The organism is Kitasatospora brasiliensis (assembly GCF_032654805.1).
GTDB classification, from domain to species: Bacteria; Actinomycetota; Actinomycetes; order Streptomycetales; family Streptomycetaceae; genus Kitasatospora; species Kitasatospora brasiliensis.
Genome location: NZ_JAUOOW010000001.1, coordinates 1,346,393 through 1,360,431, shown reverse-complemented (window position 1 = coordinate 1,360,431; position 14,039 = coordinate 1,346,393). Strand labels below are relative to the sequence as shown.

Annotated in this window: 11 protein-coding genes; 6 read left to right on the top strand and 5 right to left on the bottom strand. The window is 71.8% G+C overall.

The window, feature by feature from the left end; translation table 11 throughout:
* Positions 1–52: 52 nt before the first annotated feature.
* From QWJ13_RS06105 to QWJ13_RS06090, 4 genes are all read right to left on the bottom strand, one after another.
* Positions 53–1,315, bottom strand: coding sequence for a nucleotide sugar dehydrogenase (locus tag QWJ13_RS06105; RefSeq protein WP_316521001.1), 1,263 nt, complete (start codon positions 1,313–1,315; stop codon positions 53–55).
* An 81-nt stretch (positions 1,316–1,396) separates the two neighbouring features.
* Positions 1,397–2,782, bottom strand: coding sequence for an MFS transporter (locus tag QWJ13_RS06100; RefSeq protein WP_316521000.1), 1,386 nt, complete (start codon positions 2,780–2,782; stop codon positions 1,397–1,399).
* Entirely contained in the window at positions 2,775–4,700 is a 1,926-nt protein-coding gene (locus QWJ13_RS06095; protein WP_316520999.1) for an NAD-dependent epimerase/dehydratase family protein, read from the bottom strand. The genes QWJ13_RS06100 and QWJ13_RS06095 overlap by 8 nt, the downstream gene beginning before the upstream one ends.
* A gap of 245 nt (positions 4,701–4,945) precedes the next feature.
* Positions 4,946–5,722 (bottom strand): phytanoyl-CoA dioxygenase family protein, encoded by a 777-nt coding sequence (locus tag QWJ13_RS06090; RefSeq protein WP_316520998.1) that lies wholly within the window; start codon positions 5,720–5,722, stop codon positions 4,946–4,948.
* A gap of 595 nt (positions 5,723–6,317) precedes the next feature.
* On the opposite strand from QWJ13_RS06090, the gene QWJ13_RS06085 reads away from it, so the two are divergent.
* Positions 6,318–6,947: a hypothetical protein gene (locus QWJ13_RS06085; protein ID WP_316520997.1), complete on the top strand. Its 630-nt coding sequence runs from the start codon at positions 6,318–6,320 to the stop codon at positions 6,945–6,947.
* Between the two features lie 112 nt (positions 6,948–7,059).
* On the opposite strand, the gene QWJ13_RS06080 is transcribed toward QWJ13_RS06085, so the two are convergent.
* Positions 7,060–7,944, bottom strand: coding sequence for a metallophosphoesterase family protein (locus tag QWJ13_RS06080; RefSeq protein WP_316520996.1), 885 nt, complete (start codon positions 7,942–7,944; stop codon positions 7,060–7,062).
* 249 nt (positions 7,945–8,193) lie between these two features.
* Here QWJ13_RS06080 and QWJ13_RS06075 point away from each other — a divergent pair, with 249 nt between their 5' ends.
* From QWJ13_RS06075 to QWJ13_RS06055, 5 genes are all read left to right on the top strand, one after another.
* A complete protein-coding gene (locus QWJ13_RS06075) occupies positions 8,194–9,048 on the top strand; it encodes a S1 family peptidase (protein WP_316520994.1) in 855 nt (284 codons plus the stop codon).
* A 152-nt stretch (positions 9,049–9,200) separates the two neighbouring features.
* Positions 9,201–10,739, top strand: a complete 1,539-nt coding sequence (locus QWJ13_RS06070) for a S28 family serine protease (protein ID WP_316520993.1) — start codon at positions 9,201–9,203, stop codon at positions 10,737–10,739.
* A gap of 141 nt (positions 10,740–10,880) precedes the next feature.
* A complete protein-coding gene (locus QWJ13_RS06065) occupies positions 10,881–11,516 on the top strand; it encodes a TetR/AcrR family transcriptional regulator (RefSeq protein ID WP_316520992.1) in 636 nt (211 codons plus the stop codon).
* The gene (locus QWJ13_RS06060; protein WP_316520991.1) at positions 11,500–13,134 is read left to right on the top strand and encodes an acyl-CoA dehydrogenase family protein; all 1,635 of its coding nucleotides are present in this window, start codon (positions 11,500–11,502) and stop codon (positions 13,132–13,134) included. The genes QWJ13_RS06065 and QWJ13_RS06060 overlap by 17 nt, the downstream gene beginning before the upstream one ends.
* On the top strand, positions 13,131–14,036 hold the full coding sequence (locus tag QWJ13_RS06055; protein ID WP_316520990.1) for an amidohydrolase family protein: 906 nt from the start codon (positions 13,131–13,133) through the stop codon (positions 14,034–14,036). Before QWJ13_RS06060 ends, QWJ13_RS06055 begins: the two co-directional genes overlap by 4 nt.
* Positions 14,037–14,039 lie beyond the last annotated feature (3 nt).

Here is a 14,039-nt window from a genome sequence, read left to right as displayed (position 1 = left end):
GCAGGCGGGGGCGGTGCGGCCGGCGGTGCGGCTGTCCGGTGGCCGGCCGGTCCTAGAGTCGTTCCACATGGGGCTGCGGGCGCGCGGAGCCCCGGGTGTCGAGGAGCAGCGGGGCCTGCTGCCCGATCAGTTCGATGTCGTAGGCGCTGTGGTGCTGCAAGAGGATCGCCAGGTCCGACTGGGCCAGGGCCTCGGGCAGTTCGGCCGTCGCGGCGGGTACGGCGACCCCGGCGACCTCCCACCGCGGCACGTAGGGGTCGTGGTACGACACCTCGGCGCCGAGGGCGCGCAGCCGCTTGACCACGTCCCGGGCGGAGGTCTCGCGCTGGTCGGCGATGTCGGCCTTGTAGGTGACGCCGAGCAGCAGCACCCGCGCCCCGCTGAGGGTCTTGCCGGCCCGGTCGAGGAGGTGCTGGGCGCGCTCGACGACGTACCGCGGCATCCGGGTGTTGATCTCCTGGGCGAGCTCCACCATCCGGAACGGGTAGCCCAGGGTGCGCACCTTGTGCGCCAGGTAGTTGGGGTCGATCGGGATGCAGTGGCCGCCGACACCGGGGCCCGGCCGGAAGGCCTGGAAGCCGAAGGGCTTGGTGGCCGCGCAGGAGATCGAGTCCCACAGGTCGATCCCGAGTTCGTGGCAGAACACCGCCATCTCGTTGACCAGGGCGATATTGACGTGCCGGTAGGTGTTCTCGATGAGCTTGGCCATCTCGGCCTCGCGGGTGCCGGCGGCCTGGACGACGCTGTCCACGAACTTGCTGTAGAAGCCGGCCACGACGGCGGTGCAGGCGGGGGTGTACCCGCCGACGACCTTCGGGGTGTTCTTGATCCCGTAGTGCCGGTTGCCCGGGTCGACGCGTTCCGGGGAGAAGGCCAGGTGGAAGTCGGCCCCGGCGGTCAGCCCCGAGCGCTCCAGGATCGGGCGGACGATCTCGTCGGTGGTGCCCGGGTAGGTGGTGGACTCCAGGACGACCAGCGTCCCGGGCCGCAGGTTCCGGCTCACCGCGGCGCAGGCGCTCTCCACCATGGCGAGGTCGGGCCCGCCGTGCGGGGAGAGCGGGGTCGGCACGCAGATCACCACCGTGGCGGCGTCCGCGATCACCCGCTCGTCGGTCGTCGCGGTGAAGCCCGCCGCACACATGCCGGCGACCGAGGCGTCGTCGATGTCATCGATGTGGGAGGTGCCGGAGTTGAGCCCCGCCACCGTTCGTTCGTCGAGGTCCAGGCCGGTGACGGCCAGCCCGGAGCGGCTGGCCTCCAGGGCGAGCGGCAGTCCGACGTAACCCAGGCCGATGACGACCAGGTCTATGCGCACGATGATCCCTTTCTGGTGAGGAAAACGGTCAAGGTGTGGGGAGCCCGTCGGTCCGTTCGCGCGGGCGGTCCGCTCGGTCGTCTACTCCTTGCGGGCGCGTACGGCGAGCAGGGCGATCAGCAGGGTCGGCGCGAGCAGCAGCCCGAAGGCGGCGCCGTAGCCGGTGAGTTCGGCCGTGCCCAGGCTCAGGGAGATGTTGAGCACGGCGGAGAAGAGGGCCATGACGGTGATCTGGCCGAGGTTCTGGTTGGTCTGCATCGCGCTGCTCGCGTAGCCCTGGCGTCCGGCCGGGCTGTGCGAGAGCGAGAGCACGGTGAGGCAGGGGTCCAGCAGGCCCATGCCGACGGCCGCGAGGGGCATGGCCGCGGCGGCGGCGAGGGTCGGCACCGCCGGGAGGGTCCCGGCCGCGGCGAGCACGATCGACGCCATCATGATCACCGCGCCGATGGAGACCATCCGGTGCCGGGGCACGTCTTGCAGCAGCCGCCCCTGGACCCAGGAGGCGCCCGCCCACACCACGGCGGAGAGCGTGAACGACACGCCGATCACCACCGCGGCGGTGTGCCGTTCGGTGATCAGCATCAGCGGCAGGAAGGCCTCCACCGTGAAGTACGTGCCGGAGGCCAGGCCGCGCAGCAGCACCGTGGTCGGCAGGCCCCGGGCGGCCCGCCAGGTGCCCACCGGCAGCAGCCGGGGCGCGAAGAACACCAGCAGGCCCAACCCGACGGCCACGAACAGCAGATGGCGGGCGTCCCAGCCGGAGACGCCGTACTGCCCGAGCGCCGCGCCGAGGCTGAGCGTCGCCGCGATCAGCAGCGGCGGGCGCGACGGGTGCTCGTCCGACGACGCCGGCTCCTCCGCCGAGGAGCGGCCGCGCAGCACGACCACCAGCGCGAGCGCCGGCAGCAGGGACAGCGCGGCCAGCCCGTAGAACACCACCCGCCAGGACCACCACTCGGACACCAGCCCGGCCAAGGGCGGGCCCACCAGCGAGGGGATGATCCAGCTGGTGCTCATCATGGCCAGCATCCGGGGGCGCAGATGCTCCGGATACGCCTGGCCGATGGCCGTGTTGACGGACACCGCGACCATGCCGGCCGCGAGCCCGTCCACGAACCGCCCCGCGGCGAGCTGCCATATCGAGGTGCTGGTGGCCGAGACCAGCAGGGTGACCACCGACAGCACCATGCCCGCCGCCAGCGGTCGGCGGGCCCCGGAGCGGTCGGCCCAGTGGCCGCCCAGCACTCCGCCGAGGAGGCTGGCCGCGACGAAGCAGCCGGCCACCACCGGGAACAGGGAGACCCCGTCCAGGTCCCTGGCCGCCGTCGGCAGGGTGGGTACCACCGCCAGCGCGGCGAACCCGGTCAGGAACATGACCGCGGTGAAGGTGGTCGTGGCGGCCGCGTACTCCCGGGAGAACATCCCGTCCTCGGAGCCCGCGGGCCGCTTCAGAGCTTGCTCAGACATTGCTTCCCAACTGTGGAAGACCGGTGATCGCGTCATGGGTGTCACAGGCGAGCCACTGCGCGAGGGCTCGCAGGCCCTCGTGCGACGGAGCCGACGCCCGCCACCGCAACTCGGTTTCGATCAGGTCGGTGGCCATGACGCCCTGCCGGACGGCAGGTTGGGGGAGATCTTCCCAGAGAGTGCGGCGGGCGATGAGCGCGACCAATTCGGCCAACTCCTCCTCCGTGTAGGTCTCGGAGGCGAGGTTGAACACCGGCCGGGTGGCCGGCGCCGAGAGGACGGCGTCGATCGCCGAGGCGAGGTCCCGGTAGTCCACGATCTGGTGGTGGCGTCCGCGGTCCAGCAGCAGCGAGCGCCGGGTCCACGCGCGGTGCATCCAGTTCGCGGCCGCGCCCTCGATCAGGACACCGGGGCCGACCGGCTCGGCCGACCGCAGCACCTGCACCTCGACGCCGTGCTCCGCGCCCCAGCGGCGGCACTGCTCCTCCTGGTGCCACCAGGCCGCCGCCGTCGGATCCCCGGGCGCCTCCGTCACCGAGTCCTCGGTGACGGACTGCTCGGCGGTGCCCCGGTAGACCGCCGAGGAGCCGACGTAGACCAGTCGGCCGACCCGGGCCCGGGCTGCCGCCGCCAGCACCCTGGACAGGGCGTCCGGAGCGTCGTCGGGGGAGCCGAGGTGCACCAGGTGGCGGGCACCGTCCGGCTGCCCGTCGTCCGGCTGCCCGTCGTCCGCCTGGCCGTCATTCGGCTGCCCGGCGTCGGGCGCGTCCGAAAGGTGGACGGCCCGATGACCCAAGTCGCCGAGAAGACCGGCCAGTTGGTGACCGAAGCCGCCGTCCCCGCCGGTCACCGTCACCCGGGCCCGGCCTTCCGGAGCGGCGCCGGCCGACCCGGAAGGCCCGGCCGACCCCGCCGACCCGCCCAGCTTCGCCGCGCGGCCCTCGGCGAACGCGATCAGAGCCAACTCCCGTACTGGCGCGATCAGTTCGCCGAGCTCCTCGGCGGTGTAGTCCTCGCACAGGCCGCCCGGTCCGAGGGTGTCCATCACGGCCCGGATCAGTTCCGCCGCCGGTGGCTCGGCCGTGACGGCGGCCACCACCGTCCCCATCGCGAACGCCGTCTCCCACACCGGCCGGGCGATCCGCTCGGACAGCGTGGACGCGGGCGCGGCCTCGAAGGCCGTACGGCACTGCTCGGCCAACCCGAGGCGGCGCAGGTACCGTTCGGTCTCCAGGTACTCCCATTCGGCGTCCTTCCCGTGCCGGACGGCCGTCCGGGCGTCGCCGTACTGGTAGAACGGCACGACGGCGAACTGGGCGCAGTCGAACGTCGGCGGCACCACGGCCGGGCTGGTGAACAGGGCCGCCTCCCGCCAGCCGTGGGTGCTGTTGCCCGCGATGCTGGGCACCTCGCTGTGGTCCACCGTGCAGGGCACGGCCACCCGGATCGGCACCTCCAACGCGTTCAGGTACCGCTGCATCACGACGTCGTACGGCCAGCCGACCCCGTGCTCGGCCGCGAAGGCCGTGTAGCCGTGGGCCGCCCGCGCCGGGAGCATCAGCGCCAGGCACGGGGTGTGCTCCTCGATGGCGTACGTCCACTGCTCACCGGCCAGTGCCGCGAGCCGTACCGCCGCGCCGGTGCGCCCCTCCCAGCCCGCGTAGAAGGCGACGGCCTCGTGCGGGACGGCCGCCGCGACCTGCTCGGCGTACGCGAAGAATCCCTCGGCCAGCACCACGTCGTCCTGGAGCACCAGGTGGTGGGTGGCGTCCGGTGCCACGGCGTCCCAGGCGAGCGCGGCGGAACGCAGCGCCGTCGGCGGACCTTCGGGCTCGGGGTCCGTGACCACGCGTACCCGGCCGGCGGTGTCCGCCCGCGCGATCAGCGTGGCCGCTTCGACGCGTTTCGGGTGCGTCATCACCGCACCGCTCAATCGGACCGTTCCGCCGGCGGCGGCCGTGTGCTTCTGGGAATCCATGGCAATACCTCGCAGAAATGGATGGCGCATTGCGGGGAACGACGGGGAAGCGGGTGAACTGCGGGAAAACCGCGCCGGACGGGCCGGCGCCGATGCGAAAGGTGCCGCGAAAGGTGCCGTGAAAGGTGCCGCGAACGGCGTGGCGAAAGGTGCGGTGGAAGGTGCGGTGGAAGGAGTGCCCGGGATCAGGCGTCTTCCGCGTTCCTGTTGCGCACCTTGCGCTCGTTGTCCTCCAGGCCGTGATCCATGCCCTGCTCCCGTTCGAGCCGGATCATTTCGGCGGGCCGGTAATTGAGGATGTAGGCGCGTCGATTGCGGTCGGAGGTGTTGCCGCGGGAATAGTGCAGGGTCTGGCCGGCGTGCGCGACGGCCTCGCCCGCGGACAGCGGCACCGCGGTCGCGCCGGGCTCGGTCTCCGAGCAGTCGCATTCGATGTTCCGGCCGTCGCTGGTCGGGCGGTGGGCCCGCAGGGGTTCCCGGTGGGAGCCGCGGATGTACCACATGCAGCCGTTGTCCGGCGTCGCCTCGTCCAGCGCCACCCAGACGGTGACCGCACGGGTGTCCGGCAGGTCGATCCAGTAGGCCGCGTCCTGGTGCCAGGGCGTCGGCACGGCGGAGCCGGGGGACTTGTGGATCATCATGTCGAAGTCCAACACGGCGTCGTCGCCGATGAGTTCGCGGGCCACCGCCAACGCCCTGGACTGCAACGGGAGTTCCCGCAGCGGGGCGTGGAGGGCGGAGGGCCACATGATCTGCGTGATGTTCTCGCGGATGCCCTCCCGGAGCGGGATGTGGGACGCGAGGTCGGAGCGCTTGTCGCCGCTCTCGATCTCTCCGCTGAGGAGCTTGTCGTAGATCTCGCGGTGGATCTGGAGTTCCTCCGGGGGCAGGAGCGTCCCGACCGGGGCGAACCCGTCCCGCTGGAATACCTCGGTCCGTAAGATGCCGGCTTGCGATGTCATGACAATGGAGCCTTTCCTTCAGCCGCTGTCATCGGATCTCTGAATCGCGGCCGGTAGCCCGGATCGGAAAGCGCCGCGCCGCCCGCGGGACAATGCCGGGCAGGGAGGGAAAGGGCGCAGGAAACCCGGCTCTCCGTCGTGTTGCGGATGCGCTCAATGGCGTCCGCGGACAACGGCTACCGGCGAAGCAATCGGAACGTGTCGCACCGAAAACATAAGGGGATGCCTTGAAGATCGTCAAGAGATTGGTCCAGACCACCCATTTTGACAGTTCTGTCCGCTTTGTCGAGGTTCATCCGGGCGGAAGTGCCCGGGATTCGCCCGCCGACCCGCCGCCGGGCGCGGATTTGGCCGGATGCGGGCTGGTCGGGCGTCGATTTCGGGCCGCCTTTACCGGCGCTTTGGACCATTCAAAGATTCGCGCGAAGTTAATGAAAGCCGCCGCGATCCCGCGTCACCAGCGGGATTCCGCCCACCGGACGCGGCCGTCCGGCCGTCCGGCGCCAAACGTGACCCCGGTCACGGGCCGCCGGGCCCGGCCCGTGATCACATCATGGGCCTCTCCCCCCACCCCACACACGCCCCGGAGGCTGGCATGACCGGCGTCGGCACCGTCTCGCCCGAAGGCCTGAAGGTCCAGGCGGCACACCGCAGGAACCCCTACGCGTACATGCTCACCGGCGAAGAACTGGACGCCCTGCTGCTGGAGGCCGGGCTGCGCCGCGCGGCGAGCATCTGGCAGCAGCACACCACCGAGGAGCTGCGGGCGCCGCGCGGCACCTATCCCCGTCCCGCGATGGGCTTCGTCCTCCTGGACGCCACCGCGGGCGGCTGGGTCCCCAACGAGGAGGCGGTCCTCGGCGTGGTCACCATCGGCGAGGGCGGCCACGCCTTCCTGCCGAAGGCGGCCGCCAAGGCCGCGGCCCACCGCCGGCTCGGCCGCAACAACGGCGAGGCCGTGCACATCGATCAACACCTGCTCGGCACGGGCGGATTCCGCTACGGCCACTCCGCCGAGGTGCGCGGCCAGATCGTCGCCGCCAGCTCGCAGAGCACCGACCAGGACCTCTACGAAGCGGCCCGGCTGGCCGGCGACTTCGTCGACGCGGTGACCGGCCGCCACCTGGCCTGGGAACAGCGGCACGGCCAGGGCGACTGGGCCTCGGCCGACGGTGCGCCGGCGCCCGAGTACCTCGCCATGACCGACTGGTTCGAGCCCCGCTGACAGCGCGCCGGGCCCTGCTGGCAGCGCGCCGGGCGCCGACTGGGAACCGCCGCCCGGGCGCCCGTCGCCCGGGTCAACTCCCGGGCGGCGCAACGGGAAACGAGCGGAGGCGTCAGCCCGTCGCCTTCGGGAAGACCTCCCGCAGCAGCGGGTCCGGCACGCCGCGCTTGCGCCACTCGCGCGGGTAGCCGAGCGAGACCTCCGTGAACGGCACGCCGTCGTAGGTGGTCCGGCGCGGGATGTGGAGGTGGCCGTAGATCATCGCCGCGGTGTTGAACCGGGTGTGCCAGTCGGCGGTCAGCTCCGTCCCGCACCACTGGGCGAACTCGGGGTACCAGAGGATGTCGGTGGGCTGACGGACCAGCGGGTAGTGGTTGACCAGGACGAGCGGGACGTCCGGTTCGCAGGCCGCCAGCCGCTTCTCGGTCAGCCGGACGCGTTCGCGGCACCAGGAGTCGCGGTCCGGGAACGGGTCCGGGTGGAGCATCCGCTCGTCCGCGCAGACGATGCCGCTCTCGTAGGCGGCCGCCAGCGAGGCCTCCTTGGTGGTCGTGCCCGGCGCGCGGAAGGAGTAGTCGTAGAGGAGGAAGAGTGGGGCGATCCGCACCGGCCCGCCCGGGCCCTCCCAGAGCGGGTACGGGTCCTCGGGGGTCACCACGCCGAGCTTGCGGCAGCGTTCGACCAGGTACTCGTAGCGGGCCACCCCGCGCAGCTGGACCGGGTCCTCCGGGTGGGTCCACAGCTCGTGGTTGCCGGGCACCCACACCACCCGGGCGAAGCGCTCGGCGAGCAGGCCGAGGGCCCACTCGATGCTGGTGGTGAGCTCGGCGACGTCACCGGCGACGAGCAGCCAGTCGCCGGGGTGGGAGGGCTGGAGCTTCTGCACCAGGTCGCGGTTCTCCTGGTAGGAGATGTGCAGATCGCTCACGGCGAGCAGCCGTCCGCCCGTCGGGGCGGGCCGCTCTGACCGTGCGTCGCTGCGGTTCTCCGTAGTCACTCCTGCCCCCTGGGGTCGCTCGGTCGATGGGCCCCACCCTACGTGGCGGCTCGGGGAAGTGGGGCGGGAGTTGACGATCTTGCCGTTCGGCGTCGTGTGGGGCCGGCCGGGCCGGGAGTCGGGCGGCGACGGTAACCGGCCAATGCGCCTTGGCTGGTTCTTGGTGTCGTCTTGACCCTTGACAGTGGGTCATGTCCGCGACAGCTTGGGTGCACCCCCACCGTAGACCCCCACATCGAGAGGTCTCTCATGAAGAAGCCGCTCATAGGCACGGCCGCAACGCTCCTGGTCACCGGGGCTACCGCCCTCGTCGGAGCCGTTCCGGCCCAAGCCTCAGCCTCCGCCGCCGAGTCGGCGGCCAAGCCCGTCGCCGCCGTCACCTTCGCCGGAACGGTCGCCCTCAGCAACTGCTCCGGCTCGCTGGTGCGGATGCCCGGCTCGGCCGCGAGCGACCCGGCCCTCGTCCTCTCCAACGGCCACTGCCTGGAGACCGGCATGCCCGGTCCGGGCCAGGTGGTCCTCAACCAGGCGTCCAGCCGGAGCTTCACCCTGCTCAACTCCGCCGGCACCGGCGTCGCCACGCTGCGCGCGAACAAGATCGTCTACGGCGCGATGACCGACACCGACGTGTCGATCTACCAGCTGAACACCAGTTACGCCTCGATCCAGTCCAAGTACGGGATAGCCCCGTTGACCATCGCCGCCACCCACCCGGTCCAGGGCACCTCGATCCGGGTCGTCTCCGGCTACTGGAAGAAGATCTACTCCTGCTCGGTCGACGGCTTCGCCTACCGGCTGAAGGAAGCCGACTGGACCTTCAAGGACTCGGTCCGCTACACCTCCACCTGCAACGTGATCGGCGGCACCTCCGGCTCGCCGGTGGTCGACGCCTCGACCGGCCAGGTGGTCGCCGTCAACAACACGATCAACGAGAGCGGCGAGACCTGCACCCTGGACAACCCCTGTGAGGTCGACCAGAACGGTGCGGTGACGGTGCGTCCGGGCATCGGCTATGCCCAGGAGACGTACGGCATCCCGGCCTGCTTCGCCGCCGGCAACCGCTTCGACCTCACCCTCCCCGGCTGCACCCTGCCCCGCCCGTAGCACGCCAGGGCAACCCCGCTGACCAGCACTTTTCTCCCGATGGGCCATCCGCGAACGGCGGGTGGCCCATTCGGCCGTCCACCGGCCGGCCGCCGTACCACCGGCACCACCCGCACCACCCGCGCCACATGCGCTACAGAGATGGAGAATTGATGACCACCACCGTGAAGAGGCTGCTGGCCTCCGCCCTGCTGATACCGCTGCTCGCGGTCGGCGGCCTGGCGAGCCCGGCGTCCGCCGCCGACGGCCGGAGCGCCGCCCAGGGAGACCAGGGCGGCCAGGGTGACCAGGGCGACCAGAACGACCAGGGCAACGGCTCCCGTCACGGCCGGAGCCCCGCCGACGATCCGAACGCCGACATCAAGGACCGCCTGGCGGCGATCCCCGGGGTGACCATCACCGAGGAGAAGCCGACCACCACCGGTCACCGCTACTTCGTCGCCACCTACACCCAGCCGATCGACCACGACCGCCCCTGGCTGGGCACCTTCCAGCAGCGCTTCAGCCTGCTGCACCGCGGCTACGACCGTCCGACCGTCTTCTACACCAACGGCTACACCCTGGGCACCAACCCGTCCCGCACCGAGCCGACCCGGCTGGTGGACGGCAACCAGGTGTCCATCGAGTACCGGTTCTTCACCCCCTCCCGCCCGGAGCCGGCGGACTGGTCCAAGGCCGGCATCCGCCAGGGCGCCGCGGACTCGCACCGGCTGGTGACCGCGCTCAAGCGGATCTACCAGCAGGAGTGGCTGTCCACCGGGGCCAGCAAGGGCGGCATGTCCTCCACCTACTTCCGCCGCTTCTACCCGGACGACGTGGCCGGCACGATCGCCTACGTCGCGCCGAACAACACGAACGTCAACGACTACGCGGCCTACAGCGAGTTCTTCCGCACCGTCGGTACCCCCGAGTGCCGCGCCAGGCTGAACAACGCCCAGCGCGAACTGCTGGTGCGCCGCGACCGCCTGGAGCCCCGCTACGTCGCCGACAACAAGGCGGCCGGCTCCACCTTCAACACCCTCGGCACCCCGGACCGGGCGTACGAGGCCGGTGTGCTGGACGTGGTCTGGGGGTTCTGGCAGTACAGCCTGGAGTCCGACTGCGCCAAGGTCCCGGTGGCCGCCACCGCGACCGACGACGAGCTGTACGCCTGGTTCGACTCGCAGTCCGGCGTCACCGGCAACAGTGACCAGTCGCTGGCGAAGTACACCGCGTACTACTACCAGGCCGCCACCGAGCTGGGGGCGCCGTTCTTCGACGTCTCGCACCTGAACGGCGTGCTGCACTACGACTACAAGGATCTCTACTCGGTCCGCAGCTACGTGCCGAAGGAGATCCGGACGGTCTTCAACCCGAACGCGATGCCCGACATCGACCGCTGGGTGAAGCGCGAGGGCGAGCGGATCATGTACGTCTACGGCGGCAACGACCCGTGGGGCGCCAAGCCGTTCCACCTCGGTCGGGGCAGCGAGGACAGCTACGTCTACACCGTGCCCGGCGGCAACCACGGCTCCAAGATCGAGCAGCTGCCCGCCGCGCAGTCGGCGGCGGCCACCGCCAAGGTGCAGGAGTGGGCCGGCCTGAGCGACCCGAGCGCCGCCCGCGCGCTCGCCCCGTCGCCGCAGGTGCCGGCCTTCGGCCCGCTGGACGCGGAGAACCAGCGGCAGGAGCAGGAGCGCCGCCCGCTGTAACACCGAGCAGCACCCAGCTGTAACACCGAGCAGCACCCAGAGGAGGCCGTCCCGGACCACGGGGCGGCCTCCCCGCGTTGTCGGCAGACCCCGCGCGGCGAATCCCTCCCCGAAGCGCTGAATCAGTGCTTCAATGCTTCCATGGCCTACCGACGCACGCCCGCCGTACAAGCCCGCCTGGACGCCCAGCGCGAAACGGTGCTCCAGTCGGCGGTCGGCCTGCTCGCCGAGCGCGGCTACGGCGGCTGCACGATGGCCGCCGTGGCGGAGCGCGCCGGCATCGCGACCGGCAGCATCTACCAGCACTTCGCCAACAAGGCCGAGCTGTCGGTCCAGCTGTTCCGCCGGGTGGTCACCGGCGAGATCGAGGCGGTCAACGCCGCCGTCGCCCTCCGGGACACCCCGCGGCAGCGGATCGCCGCCGTGGTCGAGACCTTCGCCGCCCGCGCCCTGCGCGCGCCCCGGCTGGCGTACGCGCTGCTGGTCGAACCGGCCGACACGGTGGTCGACAGCGAGCGCCTGGTCTTCCGGCGGGCGTTCCGGGACGTGATCGCCACCGAGATCGCCGCCGCCGTGGCGGCCGGCGAACTGCCCGAGCAGGACCCGGTGTTGACCGCCGCCGCCCTGGTCGGCGCGGTCGCCGAGGCACTGGCCGGCCCGCTCGCCGCGGAGCCCGAACAGAGCAGCACCGAGCACAGCGACAACACCCGGGTGGTCCCCGCCCTGGTCTCCTTCACCCTGCGTGCCCTGGGAGGACGCGATGACAGCGACGCATGAGGTCACCAACCAGGTGCCCCTGCCGTACGGACACGACACCGCCGCCGACCCCGCCCTGCTCGCCGCCCTCCAGCGGGCCGGCGCCGACTGGGCCGAGCCCGAGCTGCGCGAGCTGGGCCGGTTGGCCGGCTCCGAGCAGGCCGCCGACTGGGGCCGGCTGGCCAATGAGAACCCGCCGGTGCTGCGCACCCACGACCGCTTCGGCCACCGGATCGACGAGGTCGAGTTCCACCCGGCCTGGCACGAGCTGATGCGCACCGCCGTCTCGCACGGCCTGCACGCCGCGCCCTGGCGCGACGAGCGCCCCGGCGCCCACTCCGCCCGCGCCGCCAAGTTCTACGTCTGGGGCCAGGTCGAGGCCGGCCACACCTGCCCGATCTCGATGACCTACGCCGCCGTCCCGGCGCTGCGCGCCAACCCCGCCCTGGCCGCCGAGCTGGAGCCGCTGCTGGCCGCGACCGAGTACGACTTCGGGCTGCGCGAGCCGCGCACCAAGCGCGGGCTGATCGCCGGCATGTCGATGACCGAGAAGCAGGGCGGCTCGGACGTCCGCACCAACACCACCACCGCCGCCCCGCAGCCGGACGGCACCTACCGGCTCACCGGCCACAAGTGGTTCACCTCGGCGCCGATGTCCGACCTCTTCCTGACCCTCGCCCAGGCCCCCGGCGGCCTCAGCTGCTTCGCGCTGCCGCGCGTCCTGCCGGACGGCAGCCGCAACCGGCTGAGCCTGATGCGGCTCAAGGACAAGCTCGGCAACAAGTCCAACGCCTCCGCCGAGTTGGAGTACGACGGCGCGGTCGGCTGGCTGGTCGGCGAGGAGGGCCGGGGCGTGCCGACCATCATCGAGATGGTCAACATGACCCGCCTGGACTGCACCATCGGCGCCGCCTCCGGCATGCGCTACGGTGCCACCCGGGCGGTTCACCACGCCCTGCACCGGCGGGCGTTCGGCAAGGCGCTGGTCGACCAGCCGCTGATGCGCAACGTGCTCGCCGACCTGGTGGTGGAGTCAGAGGCGGCCACCACCGTCGCGATGCGGCTCGCCCAGGCCACCGACCTCACCCTGGCCGGGGACGAGAACGAGGCGCTGGTACGGCGGTTGGGCCTGGCGGTGGCCAAGTACTGGGTGTGCAAGCGCGGTCCGGCGCACTCCGCCGAGGCGCTGGAGTGCCTGGGCGGCAACGGCTACGTGGAGGAGTCGGGGATGCCCCGGCTCTACCGGGAGGCGCCGCTGGTGTCGATCTGGGAGGGCTCCGGCAACGTCGCCGCGCTGGACGCGCTGCGCGCCATGGCCAAGCGTCCGGAGAGCGTGGAGGCCTTCCTCGGCGAACTCGACGCCGCCGCCGGGGCGGACCGCCGGCTGGACGCGGCCGTCGCCGCGCTGCGCAAGGAGCTGACCGACCTGAGCGACCTGGAGTTCCGCACCCGCCGGCTGGTCGAGTCGATGGCGCTGGCCTTCCAGGGATCGCTGCTGGTCCGGTACGGCAGCCCGGCGGTGGCCGACGCGTTCTGCGCGAGCCGACTGGGCGGCGACCACGGCGCGGCCTTCGGCACCCTGCCGTCCGGGGTCGACACCGAGGCGATCATCGACCGCGCCCGCCCGGTGCCCGCGTGAGAGACCGGGAACACGAAAGCAGTCAAGGACAAGAGGCGGCGGGCGTACGGGAGTTCTGGCAGGCCCTCGGCCTGCCGGGGCTGATCGACGTGCACACCCACTTCATGCCGAAGAACGTCCTGGACAAGGTGTGGGCGTACTTCGACGCGGCCGGCCCGCTGGTGAACCGTCCCTGGCCGATCACCTACCGCGAGGCGGAGGAGCAACGCGTCCACCGGCTGCGGGAGTTCGGCGTCCGGGCGTTCACATCCATGCTCTACCCGCACAAGCTCGGCATGGCCGGCTGGCTGAACGCCTGGGCCGCCGACTTCGCCGCCCGCACCCCGGAGTGCCTGCACACCGCGACGTTCTTCCCCGAGCCCGAGGCGCCCGGCTACGTGGCCCGCGCGATCGAGGACGGCGCCCGGGTGTTCAAGGCGCACCTGCAGGTCGGCGGCTACGACCCGGCGGACCCGCTGCTGGACGAGGTCTGGGGGCTGCTCGCGGAGACCGGCACCCCGGTGGTCACCCACTGCGGATCCGGGCCGGTGCCGGGCAAGTTCACCGGCCCCGGGCCGATCGGCACGGTGCTGGAACGGCACCCGGGGCTGATCGTGGTGGTCGCCCACCTCGGGCTGCCCGAGTACCACGGCTTCCTCGACCTGGCCGAGCGCCACCCGGCCGTCCGGCTGGACACCACCATCGCGTTCACCGACTTCGTCGAGGCCGACGATCCGTTCCCGCGGTCCGAACTGCCGCGCCTGCGGGGGCTCCAGGAGCGCGTCCTGCTGGGCAGCGACTTCCCCAACATCCCCTACCGGTACATCCACCAGCTGGAGTCACTGGCCGGGCTGGGGCTGGGGGAGGAGTGGCTGCGGGCGGTCTGCCACGACAACGCGGCGGCCCTCTTCGGGCTCTCCTGAGGT